General features: G+C 75.4%; 13 protein-coding genes. 4 read left to right on the forward strand and 9 right to left on the reverse strand.

Annotation, left to right across the window (positions count from 1 at the left end):
• Positions 1–21: 21 nt before the first annotated feature.
• Entirely contained in the window at positions 22–621 is a 600-nt protein-coding gene (locus tag AB0M03_RS06555) for a TetR/AcrR family transcriptional regulator (RefSeq protein ID WP_363489104.1), read from the reverse strand.
• A gap of 57 nt (positions 622–678) precedes the next feature.
• Between AB0M03_RS06555 and polX the strand changes: the two genes are divergently transcribed.
• The gene (gene polX / locus AB0M03_RS06560; RefSeq protein WP_363489106.1) at positions 679–2397 is read left to right on the forward strand and encodes a DNA polymerase/3'-5' exonuclease PolX; all 1719 of its coding nucleotides are present in this window, start codon (positions 679–681) and stop codon (positions 2395–2397) included.
• 28 nt (positions 2398–2425) lie between these two features.
• Here polX and AB0M03_RS06565 read toward each other — a convergent pair whose 3' ends face one another.
• Positions 2426–3172, reverse strand: coding sequence for a cobalt-precorrin-6A reductase (locus tag AB0M03_RS06565; protein WP_363489108.1), 747 nt, complete (start codon positions 3170–3172; stop codon positions 2426–2428).
• 20 nt (positions 3173–3192) lie between these two features.
• Between AB0M03_RS06565 and AB0M03_RS06570 the strand changes: the two genes are divergently transcribed.
• On the forward strand, positions 3193–4335 hold the full coding sequence (locus tag AB0M03_RS06570) for a cobalt-precorrin-5B (C(1))-methyltransferase (RefSeq protein WP_363489110.1): 1143 nt from the start codon (positions 3193–3195) through the stop codon (positions 4333–4335).
• 31 nt (positions 4336–4366) lie between these two features.
• Here AB0M03_RS06570 and AB0M03_RS06575 read toward each other — a convergent pair whose 3' ends face one another.
• The 3 genes from AB0M03_RS06575 to AB0M03_RS06585 are packed head-to-tail and all read right to left on the reverse strand — an operon-like array spanning position 4367 to position 6620.
• On the reverse strand, positions 4367–4774 hold the full coding sequence (locus tag AB0M03_RS06575) for a RidA family protein (protein WP_363489112.1): 408 nt from the start codon (positions 4772–4774) through the stop codon (positions 4367–4369).
• Positions 4775–4809: 35 nt separating this feature from the next.
• Entirely contained in the window at positions 4810–5553 is a 744-nt protein-coding gene (locus AB0M03_RS06580; protein WP_363489114.1) for an IclR family transcriptional regulator, read from the reverse strand.
• The gene (locus tag AB0M03_RS06585; protein ID WP_363489116.1) at positions 5550–6620 is read right to left on the reverse strand and encodes a sugar kinase; all 1071 of its coding nucleotides are present in this window, start codon (positions 6618–6620) and stop codon (positions 5550–5552) included. Before AB0M03_RS06585 ends, AB0M03_RS06580 begins: the two co-directional genes overlap by 4 nt.
• Positions 6621–6762: 142 nt before the next feature.
• On the opposite strand from AB0M03_RS06585, the gene AB0M03_RS06590 reads away from it, so the two are divergent.
• Positions 6763–8364, forward strand: a complete 1602-nt coding sequence (locus AB0M03_RS06590; protein WP_363489118.1) for a D-aminoacylase — start codon at positions 6763–6765, stop codon at positions 8362–8364.
• A complete protein-coding gene (locus tag AB0M03_RS06595; protein WP_363489120.1) occupies positions 8361–9053 on the forward strand; it encodes a bifunctional 4-hydroxy-2-oxoglutarate aldolase/2-dehydro-3-deoxy-phosphogluconate aldolase in 693 nt (230 codons plus the stop codon). Before AB0M03_RS06590 ends, AB0M03_RS06595 begins: the two co-directional genes overlap by 4 nt.
• A gap of 17 nt (positions 9054–9070) precedes the next feature.
• On the opposite strand, the gene cobM is transcribed toward AB0M03_RS06595, so the two are convergent.
• The 4 genes from cobM to AB0M03_RS06615 all read right to left on the reverse strand — a co-directional run bounded on the left by cobM (position 9071) and on the right by AB0M03_RS06615 (position 13178).
• Positions 9071–9832 carry a precorrin-4 C(11)-methyltransferase gene (gene cobM / locus AB0M03_RS06600; RefSeq protein WP_363489122.1) on the reverse strand — a complete coding sequence of 254 codons (762 nt, stop codon included), beginning with the start codon at positions 9830–9832 and terminating at the stop codon, positions 9071–9073.
• Entirely contained in the window at positions 9829–11061 is a 1233-nt protein-coding gene (gene cbiE / locus AB0M03_RS06605; protein WP_363489124.1) for a precorrin-6y C5,15-methyltransferase (decarboxylating) subunit CbiE, read from the reverse strand. The genes cobM and cbiE overlap by 4 nt, the downstream gene beginning before the upstream one ends.
• A 132-nt stretch (positions 11062–11193) precedes the next feature.
• Positions 11194–12564 carry an ABC transporter substrate-binding protein gene (locus AB0M03_RS06610; protein ID WP_363489126.1) on the reverse strand — a complete coding sequence of 457 codons (1371 nt, stop codon included), beginning with the start codon at positions 12562–12564 and terminating at the stop codon, positions 11194–11196.
• Positions 12555–13178, reverse strand: a complete 624-nt coding sequence (locus AB0M03_RS06615) for a hypothetical protein (protein ID WP_363489128.1) — start codon at positions 13176–13178, stop codon at positions 12555–12557. The genes AB0M03_RS06610 and AB0M03_RS06615 overlap by 10 nt, the downstream gene beginning before the upstream one ends.
• Positions 13179–13210 lie beyond the last annotated feature (32 nt).

The following is a 13210-nucleotide window of genomic DNA, read 5'->3' on the forward strand; positions in this document are numbered from 1 at the left end:
TTTCGGTGGCGTGAAGGGCTGTCAGGTGCGGGCGTCGGGGCGGTGCAGCAAGTCCCAGACCGCCTCCTCGGCGGCGTCCAGCTCGGCCGGGGTCAGCGCGCCCAGGCCCTCGGGCCGGTGCAGCTTGACCAGCCCGGTGAAGGCGCCGACGCCCAGGGCGACCAGCTGGGCGGCGTCGCCCTCGCGGATCGCGCCGGCCTGCTGGCCGCGCTCGATGAAGTCGGCGGCGATCCGGTCGATCTCGGCGGCGAGCGTCAGGCTCTCCGGGGCGAGGAAGGTGTCGTGCTGCTGGTGCTCCAGGAAGACGAAGGCCTCCGGGCGGGCGGTGGCGTAGCGGGTGAAGCCGCGCCAGAAGCGGCCGAACTCCTCGCGGATCGAGGAGGCCGGGCCGCCCTCGGCCATCGTCGCGGCGAGCTCGTCGAGCAGGGCCCGCTTGGCGTGCTGGAAGGCGGCGTTGCCGAGCGCCTCCTTGCTCGGGAAGTACCGGTAGATGCTGCCCACACCCACCCCGGCCCGCTGTGCGACGGCGGGCATCTGGGTGCCCTCGTAGGTCCGTTCGGCGAAGAGGGCGATGGCGGCGTCGATCAGCTGCCGGGCGAGGTCGGGCTTGCGCGAGGTCACGGAATGAATATTCATTCCGCATGGGTGGGGTTGTCAAGGGCGACCTAGACTGAGGCCATGGCGCGGCTCAACGACGAGGTCGGCGCGCTGCTGCAGGAGTACTCCGACCTGCTCCTGCTCACCGGCGGTGACGCCTACCGGGCACGGTCCTACGAGAAGGCCGCCCGGTCCGTCGGCGGCCACCCCGAGGACCTCGCCCGGCTCGACGCCAAGGGCCTCCGGGCCATCCCCGCCGTCGGGAGGTCCACCGCCGAGAAGATCGCCGAGTACCTGTCCACCGGCCGGGTCGCCGCCGTCGACGAGCTCCGCGCCCAGGTGCCGCCCGGCGTCCGCGAGATCATGGCGATCCCGACCGTCGGCCCCAAGAAGGCCGCCCTCGTCCACCGCGAACTCGGCGTCTCCACCGTCGACGAACTGCTCGACGCCGCCCGCGCCGGGCGGCTCGACACCCTCCCCGGCCTCGGCGCCCGCACCGCCGAGAACATCGTCCACGGCATCGAGGTGCTCCGGCAGGGCGGTGGCCGCGTCCTGCTCCCCACGGCCCTCGCCCTCGCCGAGGAGATCACCGCCGCGGTGAGCGCCGCCCCCGGCTGCGAGCGCTGCACGTACGCCGGGTCGCTGCGCCGGATGCGCGAGACCGTCGGCGACGTCGACGTGCTCGCCGCCGCAGCCGACTCGGCCCCGCTGATGGCCGCCCTCACCGCCCACCCGCTCACCGCCGAGGTGCTGGGCAGCGGCACCACCAAGACCTCGGTCCGCACCGAGCGGGGGATGCAGGTCGACCTGCGGGTCGTCCCCGCGGAGGACTGGGGCGCCGCGTTCGTCTACTTCACCGGCTCCAAGGCGCACAACATCAAGCTCCGCGCCCGGGCCGTCCGGGCCGGTCTCAAGCTCTCCGAGTACGGCCTGTTCGAGGCCGACGGCGGCCGCAAACCGGTCTCCCGCACCGAGGAGGAGGTCTACGGGGCCCTCGGCCTCCCGTGGATCCCGCCCACCCTGCGCGAGGACCGCGGCGAGATCGAGGACGCGCTGGACGGGGAACTCCCCGCCCCCGTCACCGAGCAGGACGTCCGCGGCGACCTGCACATCCACACCGACCTCACCGACGGACTCGCCCCGCTGGAGGAGATGCTCGCCGCCGCCCACCGCCGCCGCCGGTCCTACGTCGCGGTCACCGACCACGCCCCGAACCTCGCCATGCAGCGGATGACCGACGAGAAGATGCTGGCCCAGCGCGAACGCGTCCGGGCCCTGCAGGGCTCCTACGGCCGGATGCGCGTCCTGCACGGCACCGAGCTCAACATCGACCCGGACGGCGGCGTCGACTGGCCGCCCGAGTTCCTGGCCGGCTTCGACCTGTGCGTGGCCTCGATCCACTCCGCCTTCACGCTCGACCGCGACGCCCAGACCCGCCGCCTGGTCCGCGCCTGCGAGAACCCGTACGTCCACGTCATCGGCCACCCCACCACCCGGCTGCTCGGCCGCCGCGCACCGATCGACGCCGACTTCGACGCCGTCTTCGCGGCCTGCGCCCGCACCGGCACCGCCCTGGAGGTCAACGCCTCACCGGAACGCCTCGACCTCGGCGACGAACTGATCCTCGCCGCCCGCCGCCACGGCGTCCGCTTCGCGATCGACACCGACGCCCACGCCACCCCGCACCTGGACAACCTCCGCTTCGGCGTCGCCACCGCCCAACGCGGCCGCCTCACCCCCGACGAGGTGATCAACACCTGGCCGCTCCGGAAACTCCGCCGCTTCCTGCGGAAGGCCTAGCAGCAATCAGGGGCGCGTGGGGGGCACCTCAGTGGTGCACCCGAAGGGCATCCAGCCAGGCGACCGCCGTCGGGACGTCTTCGGCGACGGGGATACCGGCGGGGGGCTCGGGGCGGCGGACGATCACGACCGGCAGGCCCAGTTCGCGGGCGACGGCCAGTTTGGGGGCGGTGGCGGCGCCGCCGCTGTCCTTGGTGACCAGGACGTCGATCCGGTGCTCGCGGAAGACCGTGCGCTCGCCGTCCGGGGTGAACGGCCCGCGGTCGAGCAGCACCTCCAGCCGCGGCGGCAGCGGCCGCCCGGGTGCGTCCACGGAGCGGGCCAGGAAGAAGGTGTCCTTCAGGTGCGCGAAGGCGGCCAGGCCCTGCCGGCCGGTGGTGAGGAAGACCCGGCGGCCGAGGCCCGGCAGTGCGTCGGCGGCCTCGGCCAGGGAGTCCACCCGGTGCCAGCGGTCGCCGTCGACCGGCACCCAGCTGGGACGCCGCAGGGCGAGCAGGGGAACATGGACCTCGGCGGCCGCAGCGGCCGCGTTCCGGCTGATCCGTTCGGCGAAGGGGTGGGTGGCGTCGATGACCGCGTCCGCGCGCTCCTCCCGCAGCCACTCGGCCAGCCCGGACGCGCCGCCGAACCCGCCGATCCGCACCTCGCCCGCGGGCAGCCGCGGCTCGGCGACCCGGCCGGCCAGCGAGCTGGTCACCCGCAGCGCGGGGTCGTCGGCGAGGGCGGCGGCCAGTCGGCGGCCCTCGGTGGTGCCGCCGAGGATCAGGACGTGCATCGGAACTCCAGGAGGCGGACGTGGCTGAGTCGGGCGGCCGGGCGGCGCAGCTGAAGAGTAGCGGGCTGCGGCACGGCTGGACGACGGGCGCGTGCGCCACGGCGGCCACCACCGCCGCGTACACCGCGCTGCTCACCGGCGAGTTCCCCGACCCGGTGGAGATCACCCTGCCGAAGGGGCAGCGGCCCTCGTTCGCCCTGGCGGCGGAGGAGCTGGGCGGCGGCCGGGCGATGGCCGGGGTGGTGAAGGACGCCGGCGACGACCCGGACGTCACCCACGGCGCGCTGATCCGCGCCACCGTCACCGCGGGCGACACGGGGACGGGAGTGGTGTTCCGGGCGGGCCCGGGCGTCGGCACGGTCACCAAGGCCGGGCTGCCGCTGCCGGTCGGCGAGCCGGCGATCAACCCGGTGCCCCGGCAGATGATCCGGGACACCGTGGCGGAGGTCGCGGCGCGGCACGGCGGCAGCGGCGACGTGGTGGTGGAGATCTCCGTCGACCACGGCGAGGAGATCGCCCGCTCCACCTGGAACCCGCGCCTCGGCATCCTGGGCGGCCTGTCCATCCTCGGCACCACCGGCATCGTGGTGCCGTACTCCTGCTCGGCCTGGATCGACTCGATCCGGCGCGGCGTGGACGTGGCCCGCGCCGCCGGCCGCACCCATGTCGCCGGGTGCACCGGCTCGACCTCGGAGAAGGTCGCGGTGGCGGTGCACGGCCTGCCGGAGGACGCCCTGCTGGACATGGGCGACTTCGCGGGGGCGGTGCTCAAGTACCTCAAGCGCCACCCGGTGCCGCGGCTGACCGTCGCCGGCGGTTTCGCCAAGCTGTCCAAGCTGGCGGCCGGCCACCTCGACCTGCACTCGGCCCGCTCGCAGGTCGACAAGGGCTACCTGGCGGAGCTGGCCCGCCGCGGCGGCGCCTCCCCGGAGCTGGCGGAGGCGGTGGCCGCCGCCAACACCGGTCTGGAGGCGGTGCAGTTGTGCTCGGCGGCCGGGGTGCCGCTCGGCGACCTGGTGGCCGAGGCGGCCCGGGCCACCGCGCTCGGCGTGCTGAGCCCGGCACCGGTCGCGGTGGACGTCATCTGCATCGACCGGGCCGGCACGATCGTCGGCCGGGCCGAGCCGCTGGGCCCGCCGGCCCGGGCACGGTCCGGCCGCTGACGTACGCAGTCCGGCCGCCGGCGAACGCCGGTCAGCCGATGACGGCCTGGGCGTCGATCTCCACCAGCATCGGCTCCTGCGGCAGCTCGACCATGACGGTCGTCCGGCACGGCTTGACCCCGCCCTCGGGGATGTTCTCCGCGATGAAGGCGGCGTAGGCCTCGTTCATCGCGGCGAAGTCGGCGCGCTTCGTCAGGTAGACGCGGAACATCACCACGTCCTCGACCGTGCCGCCGCCGGCCTCGACGATCGCCTTGACGTTCTCCAGCGTCCGCCGGGTCTGGGCCCGCACGTCGCCCGGGTACAGGTAGGCGCCGGTCGCCGGGTCCTGCGGGCCCTGGCCGGAGACCTGCAGGACCGGGCCCTTGCGCACGCCCTGGGAGAACATCCAGGCGGGTGCGGGCGCGCCGTCCGTGCGGATCTCGGTCTTCTCGGTCATGCGGGGTGCTTCCTCTCGGGGTGTGCGGGTGCGGGTCAGGCGGTGGCGCCGGCGTCCGCGGAGACCGCCCGGGCGGTGGCCAGCAGCTGCGGCAGCAGCTCCAGCACCTGCTCGTACGGCAGCACCACGTCCGGCACCGAGATCGACACCGCGGCGACGACCCGGCCGGAGGCGTCCCGGACGGGCGCGGCCACGCAGTTGATGAACGCCTCGTGCTCGGCGTGGTCCTGCGCCCAGCCCTGGGCGGCGACCTGCTCCAGCTCGGCCAGCAGCTCCTTGGGCCCGGTGATGGTGTTGGCGGTGTGCGGGGTGTACTCGATCCCGGCCGCCACCTTGCGCCGCCCGGCCGGCGGCAGGTCGGCGAGCAGCACCTTCGCCACGGCGGTGCAGTGCAGCGAGGCCCGCAGCCCGATCCGGGAGTACATCCGCACCGGCTGCCGGGAGTCGTACTTGTCGATGTAGACCACCTCGCCGCCCTCGTACGCGGCCAGGTGCACGGTCTGCCCGGTCGCCGCGTTCAGCTCCGCCAGGTGCGGTGCGGCGGTACGGCGGATGCCGCGCTGCTCCAGCGCCAGGCTGGACAGTGCGAACAGCCCGGCCCCCAGGTGGTAGCGGTAGTTGGCGTCGCGGTGGACGAAGCGCCCCTCCTCCAGGCTCTGCAGCAGCCGCAGCACCGTCGTCTTGTGCACGCCGAGGGCTTCCGCCAGCTGGTCGAGGGAGCGCTCGCCCTCGCCGAGCTCGGCGAGCAGGCGCAGGGCGCGGGTGACGGTCTGGCTCATGGGGTGGGTGCTCCGATACGCGCGGCCGGCCGGGTCAGTACCGGGGACACGATGCCATCCGCGCCCACCCGGGTCGCCGCCCACTCCCGTGCGGAGGCGCCGAGCAGCGCCGCCACGGCCTCCGGCGCGGGCACGCCGCCGCGGTCGCCCGGGGAGGTCAGCGCGCACGCCGCGGCCAGGTGCCCGAGGCGCAGCCGGCGGAGCCCGTCCAGGCCGCGCAGCACACCGGCCAGGTAGCCGGCGGCGAAGGCGTCACCGGCGCCGGTGGGCTCCAGCACGTCGACGGCCAGCGCCCGTTCGCCGACCGCCGTGCCCGCCCGGTCGAGGGCGGTGGCCCGGTGCTCGGCGTCCTTGACCACCAGGACGGCGGGCGAGGGGAGGGCGGCCCGCAGCGCATGCGGGTCGCCGGTGCCGAAGGCCGCCTCGGCCTCGTCGGCGCCCAGCAGGACGATGTCGGCGGCGTCCAGCAGGGCCGGCAGGACGCCTGCGTCCCGGCCGCGCCACAGGCCGGGGCGCCAGTTGAGGTCGAAGGAGACCAGCTGCCCGGGCCGGGGCCGCCCGAGCAGAGTGCGGACCAGGGCGAGGCAGCTGTCGGAGAGCGCCGCCGTGATGCCGGTCAGGTGCAGCAGTCGGGCGCCGCCGAGCAGCCGGGCGGCGGCCGGGTCGGTGAGCAGGGCGGGGGAGAGGGCGGAGGCGGCGGAGCCCGTCCGGTAGTAGTGCAGCCGGCTGCGGCCGGCGCCCAGGTCGTGCGGCAGGCCGGAGCCGCCGGTCTCCTTGACGTACAGGCCGGTCGGGCGCTGCGGGTCGACGGCGACGGCGGAGACGTCCACGCCGCGGGCGGCGAGGTCGGCGGTCAGCAGCCGCCCGAAGCCGTCGTCGCCGACCCGGCCGATCCAGGCGCTCGGCACGCCGAGCGCCGCCAGCGCGCACGCCGTGTTGGACTCGGCGCCGCCCACCGAGGGCCGGAAGCCGCCGACGGCCTCCAGCGGGCCTGTGCGGTCCGGCAGCAGCACCGCCATCGACTCGCCGAGGCACACGGCCCACGGGCCCGCCGTCCGCTCCGCCATCCGCCCCGCTCCTCGCTGCCGCCCGGCCGCCGCGGCGGCCCGGTGTCGTTGACCTCTGTTCGGCGTGAATGTTAGAACCGTCGTGGCGATATGCGCAACGGCAGTTGCAAATAACGCAACTTCGCAGATGAGGGGTGGTTCGGTGGCTGATCTGCTGTTCCGTGGGGCCACCGTCGTGGACGGCACCGGTGCCCCGCGCCGCACGGCCGACGTCACCGTCACCGGCGGCCTGATCGACGGCATCGGCCACGGCCTGACCGGCCGCCGGGTGATCGACGCGGACGGGCTCGTCCTCGCCCCCGGCTTCATCGACATGCACGCCCACTCCGACCTGCGGCTGCTCGTCGAACCCGGCCACCCCTCCCGGACCACCCAGGGCGTCACCTGCGAGGTCCTCGGCCAGGACGGCCTCTCCTACGCCCCCGTCGACGACACCACCCTCCCCGCGCTGCGCCGCCAGCTCGCCGGCTGGAACGGCGACCCGGACGGCTTCGACTGGAACTGGCGCACCGTCGGCGGCTACCTCGACCGGCTCGACGGCGGCGCGGCCGTCAACACCTGCTACCTGGTGCCGCACGGCTCCGTCCGGATGCTCGCCATGGGCTGGGACGACCGCCCGCCGGCCCCGGCCGAGCTCGACCGGATGCGCGAAACCGTCGCCCGGGGGCTGGCCGAGGGCGCCGTCGGCCTCTCCAGCGGGCTCAGCTACCCGCCCGGCATGTACGCCGGGACGGCCGAACTCGTCGCGCTGTGCGAGGTCGTCGCGGCGGCGGGCGGCTTCCACGCCCCCCACCAGCGCTCCTACGGCGCCGGGGCACTGGAGGGCTACGCCGAGATGATCGCGATCGCCCGCGCCTCCGGCTGCCCGCTGCACCTCACCCACGCCACCATGAACTTCGACGTCAACCGGGGCCGGGCCGGTGAACTCCTCGCCCTGGTCGACCGGGCGATCGCCGAGGGCATCGACATCACCCTCGACAGCTATCCCTACCTCCCCGGCTCCACCACCCTCGCCGCCCTGCTGCCCGGCTGGGCCGCCGTCGGCGGCCCCGGGGCCGCCCTCGCCAGACTCGCCGACCCGGCCGCCCGCGAACGCATCCGCACCGACATGGAGGAGAAGGGCAGCGACGGCTGCCACGGCGTCGTCGCCGACTGGGCCACCGTCCAGATCTCCGGCACCGGCGACCCGGCGCTGGCCGGCCTGGTCGGACGGACGGTCGCCGACGTCGCCGCCGAACGCGGCACCACCGGCACCACGGTCTTCCTCGACCTGCTGCAGGCCGACCGGCTCGCCACCACGATCCTCCAGCACGTCGGCCACGAGGAGAACGTCCGGACCGTCATGCGGCACCCCGCACACACCGCCGGCAGCGACGGCCTGCTCGTCGGTGACCGCCCGCACCCCCGCGCGTGGGGCACCTTCGCCCGCTACCTCGGCCACTACGCACGCGACGAGGGCGTCCTCACCCTGGAAGGCGCGATCGCCCGGATGACCGGGCGCCCCGCCCGTCGCCTGCGCCTGGACCGCCGCGGCCTGGTCCGCCCCGGCCACCACGCCGACCTGGTCCTCCTGGACCCGCTGACCGTCCGCGACACCGCCGACTACGACCACCCGCGCCGCCCCGCGGCCGGCATCGAGCACGTCTACGTCAACGGCACGGCCGTCCTGGCCGAGGGCCGCCCCACCGGCGCCCTCCCCGGCCGCGCCCTGCGCCGCACCGACCGAGGAACGAGGGCCCTGTGACCGTCACCGCCACCGCCTCCACCGCCCTGCGGGCCGAACTCGCCGCCGAACGGGTCGTCGCCGTCGTCCGCGCGCCCCGCATCCCGGACGCCGCCGACCTGTGCGCGGCCCTCGCCGCCGGCGGCATCGGCCTGGTGGAACTCACCTTCACCACCCCGGAGGTGACCACCCATCTGCGGCGGGCCGCCGGCGCCGGGCACCGGGTCGGCGCCGGCACCGTGCTCACCGCCGAACAGGCCCACCGGGCGGTGGACGCCGGCGCGGCCTTCCTGGTCACGCCGGGCTGCCGCCCCGAGGTCGCCGCCGCGGCCGACCGGGCCGGCGTGCCGGTCGTCCTGGGCGCCCTGACCCCGACGGAGGTCGCCCGGGCCGTCGACCTCGGCGCCGCCGCGGTGAAGATCTTCCCCGCCCGCACGTTCGGCCCCGGCTACTTCGCCGACCTCCGCGGCCCCTACCCGGACGTCCCCCTGGTGGCCTCCGGCGGCGTCAACACCGCCAACGCGGCCGCCTTCCTCACCCACGGCGCCCTCGCCGTCTGCGCCGGCACCGACGTCGTCCCGCCCGCCGCCGTCACCGCCGCCGCCTGGCCCGACATCACCCACCGGGCCCGAACCTTCACCGCGGCCCTGGGCCGGCCAACAGGGGTGACCCCAGGGGGCGTTGGCGGCCTGCCCGATCGATCCGTCTGATCGATCGGCCTGATCGATCAGGCCCCGCAGGGCTCGTGCGGCCGGTCGCGGTCCGGGGAGTAGAGGTGGCTGTCGCGGAACTGCTCGGCGCCGAGCGTCCGGCCGACCAGGATGACCGCCGTGCGCAGGACACCGGCCGCCTTCACCTGGTCGGCGATGTCGCCGAGCGTCCCCCGCAGGACGAGTTCGTCGGGCCGGCTGGCCATGGCGACCACCGCGGCCGGGCAGTCGGCGCCGTAGTGGGGGAGGAGCTCCTCGACCACGCTGTCGACGTACCGGGCGGCCAGGTGCAGCACCAGCAGGGCACCGCTGCGCCCCAGCGTGGCGAGGTCCTCGCCCTCGGGCATCGGGGTGGCCTGCCGGGCGACCCGGGTGAGGATGACGGTCTGACCGACCGTCGGCACGGTCAGCTCCCGCTTGAGCGCCGCTGCCGCGGCGGCGAAGGCGGGTACGCCGGGTACCACCTCGTACGGGATGCCCAGGGCGTCGAGCCGCCGCATCTGCTCGGCGACGGCGCTGAACACGGACGGGTCGCCGGAGTGCAGGCGTGCCACGTCGTGCCCCTCCTCGTGGGCGCGGACGATCTCGGCGACGATCCGGTCCAGGTCCAGGTTGGCGGTGTCCACCAGGCGGGCGTCCGGCGGGCATTCGGCGAGCAGTTCGCGCGGCACCAGGCTGCCGGCGTACAGGCACACCCCGCAGGCCGCCAGCGTGCGCTGGCCGCGGACGGTGATGAGATCGGCGGCGCCCGGGCCGGCCCCGATGAAGTGGACGGTCACTGCTGTTCCTCCTCGACTGCCTTGACGGCGGACCACTGGGTGACCGGCATCGCCTGCCGCCAGCCGGTGAACCCGCCGACGGGTACGGCGTGTGCCACGGCCAGCTTCACCAGCTCCCCGCCGTGCCGGCGGTACCACTGCGTCAGCAGCGCCTCGGACTCCAGGGTCACGGTGTTGGCGACGAGCCGTCCGCCGGCCGGGAGGGCGTCCCAGCAGGCCCGGAGCAGTCCGGGCGCGGTCAGGCCGCCGCCGATGAACACGGCGTCCGGTGCGGGCAGCCCGGCCAGCGCTTCCGGCGCCCGGCCGGTCACCACCCGGAGCCGCGGCACGCCCAGTGCGCCGGCGTTGCGGCGGATGCGGTCGGCCCGCACCGTGTCGCGCTCCACGCTGACGGCCCGGCAGCTGCGGTGCGCCCGCAGCCATTCGATCGCGATGGAGCCGGAGCCGCCGCCGATGTCCCACAGCAGTTCGCCGGGGGACGGCGCGAGCGCGGCCAGGGTGGCGGCCCGGACGTGGCGCTTGGTCAGCTGCCCGTCGTGCTCGTACGCGTCGTCCGGCAGGCCGGGGACGAGCTGCGCCCCGGGGCCCTCGCACTCGACGGCGACGATGTTCAGCGGGTCGCCGGCGGGGTGCGGCCAGGCCTCGGCGGTGCCGTCGGCGATGCGCTCCCGCTCGGCGCCGAGCCGTTCCAGGAGGTGCATCCGGCTGGCGCCGTAGCCACGGGCGGTGAGCAGGGCGGCGACCTCGGCGGGGGTGTCGGCGCCGGCGCTCAGCACCAGCAGCCGGCGCCCGCCGGACAGCACCGCGTTCAGGGTCTCCGGGGGCCGGCCGACCAGACTGACGACCTCGGTGTCCTCCAGCGGCCAGCCGAGGCGGGCGCAGGCGTACGACACGGAGGAGGGGTGCGGCAGGATGCGCAGCCGTCCGGCGCCGGCGGTCTCGGCGAGGGCCCGGCCGATGCCGAAGAACATCGGGTCGCCGCTGGCCAGGACGCACAGGCGCCGGCCGGCGTGTTCGGCGAGCAGCCGCGGCACGGCGGGGCGCAGCGGCGAGGGCCAGGCCACCCGTTCGGCGGTGACGGTGTCCGGCAGCAGGTCGAGTTGGCGCGGCCCGCCGATCACGACCTCGGCGGCCAGCAGCGCCTCGCGTGCGGTGGGCGCGAGTCCGTCCCATCCGTCCGCACCGACCCCGACGACGGTGGTCACGGACTCGGGCACGGCGGCGGCCAACGGGACTCCTTGCAGCTCGGACGGGGCAGCGGCAGCCTACCGGCCGCTCCGCGCCGAGTCGCCGGGCCGAGGGGCAAACCCGGGCCCGATCACCTGCGACGTTCGCCACACCGCCGGGCCGGTCACGGCCGGTCAGGGCCGGTACGGCAGCTGCGGCACGTCGTAGCAGGTGGTCGTCATGTCGGGCACCTGGGTGACCCACCCGCCGTGGCCGGAGCCGGCGGAGTCCTCCCAGCGGGCGGCGTTCAGGCAGGCGCGCAGCGGTCCGCTCGGCCGCGGGGCACGTTTGAACGAGGCGGGCAGCAGCAGCCCGTTGGCGTCGTACGGGGTGCCGCTGTTCATGAAGGCCTCCACGCACCGCCGGGTGAGGTCGGCGCCGCAGGAGTCCATCGCGTCGGTGAGCCACCGGGCGGCCGCCCATCCCTCCAACTCCCAGGCGGAGAGCAGTCCTTCGCGCTCGGGGAAGTACTCGGCCATGGCGCTGCGGAAGGCCTGCACCTCCGGGTACCGGGTGTCCTCGTAGTTGAGGCTGGAGGAGGTGGCCCACAGGACGGACCGGCAGCCGGGGGAGTCCCGGTAGTCGGCGCCGGCGGTGGCCGTCCAGTTCTGCACGTTGGTCACCTTGGCCTTCAGCCGCACCCCGGCCGCGTCGAGGGCCTGGCAGAGGGCGGCGTTGCCGCGGGTGTCCATGGCGTCGAAGAGGAGTTCGGTGCCGTCGGCCTTCATGGCGGCCGCGACCGCCTGGAAGCCGGGGAGCGCCAGGTCGACGGTCTGGTTGAGCACCCGGTACCCCTCGGCCCGCAGCCCTTCCTCCAACTGGCGGGCGTAGCGTGCGGAGTCGGCCTGGTCGTAGGAGACCACGGCGGCGCTGCGCGCGCCGAGCTTCTCCTTGAAGTACCGGTAGATCTCGGTGCTCTGGTAGAGGGTGCCGTCCCAGCCGACCGACCGCCCGTCGCGCGGGGCGCTGCTCCCGTAGATGCCGTACAGGTCCGGCCACTGCTCGTAGGCGGTGCCGATGGGCTGCCCGCCGATGTCGGGCACGCCCTTGGAACTGACGTAGGGGGCGCCCGCGTAGACGAGGACGCTGCCGGCGACGAGGGCGAAGACCTTCTCCCGGTCGATCAGCCGGTGCACGCAGTCCTGGTTGCCGATGCCGCTGCCGCCGTCGTCGCAGGTCACGACCTGGACGGTGCGCCCGTTCAGCCCTCCGGCGGCGTTGAGGGCCCGGAAGAAGGCCTGCGCGCCGTAGCGCGGTCCGGCGAAGGTCTCCGAACCGACCGGGCTGGTCAGCGAGGTGATGATGCCGACCTTCACGCTGTCGGCGTTCGCCCCGGTGTCGGTGGAGCGGCCGGTGCTGCCCGCCGGAGGGGCGCCGAAGGCGCTCTCCGGCAGGCGGCTGCCGCAGCCGGCGACGGTCAGCAGCAGGGCGGCCGAGGCCGCGAGCACGGTGGTGCGGGCGGCCGCGGCGTGCCGGGCCGCCCGCCGGGACCGTGTCAGCTGCATCCCGGGATCGTCGAGCCGCCGGCCTGCGTGATCAGGCCGCACAGGGTGCTGGTCGACACCTTCCAGGTGCCGTTGTCCAGGACGGCCTGCCCGGTCGCGGCCGGTTCGACGACCTGGCCCGACAGCGACAGCGCGTAGGTCACCGTGGCGGTCGTGGCGGAGGTGAACTGCACGTCGCTCACGTCGGCCTTGACCTGGCCGACCCGCGGGTCGTTCGCGAAGCCCTGCAGGGCCGGCTGGAGCGCCTCGCCGTTCTGCAGCAGGGCGGCCTTGTCGGCGATCGGCGTCGCCGGGTCGAAGAACTTCTCCCAGTTGGTCGTGATCGCGGTCTTGGCCGCTTCCGCGTCGGCGGGGGCCGAGCCGCCGGGCGACTCCGACACCGTGGGCGACTCCGACACCGTGGGCGAGGCCGGCGCCGTGGGCGACGGGGAGGAGGAACCGGAGGATCCGTCGCTGCTGCAGGCGGCCGCGAACAGCAGGGCCAGGACGGCCAGTACGGCTGCGGCGAGCCGGCCGGCCGCGCCTGCCCGGCGGGCTGCGGGGGTGCGGCCGTCCGAGTGGTCGGCGGGGCCGGGCCCGGCCCGGTGGATCGACTCGCTGGGGGTGGTACGCATGGGTGCTCACCGCGTTCTTCCCGACCTGCGGG

Source organism: Kitasatospora sp. NPDC051914, assembly GCF_040680995.1.
GTDB lineage: Bacteria > Actinomycetota > Actinomycetes > Streptomycetales > Streptomycetaceae > Kitasatospora.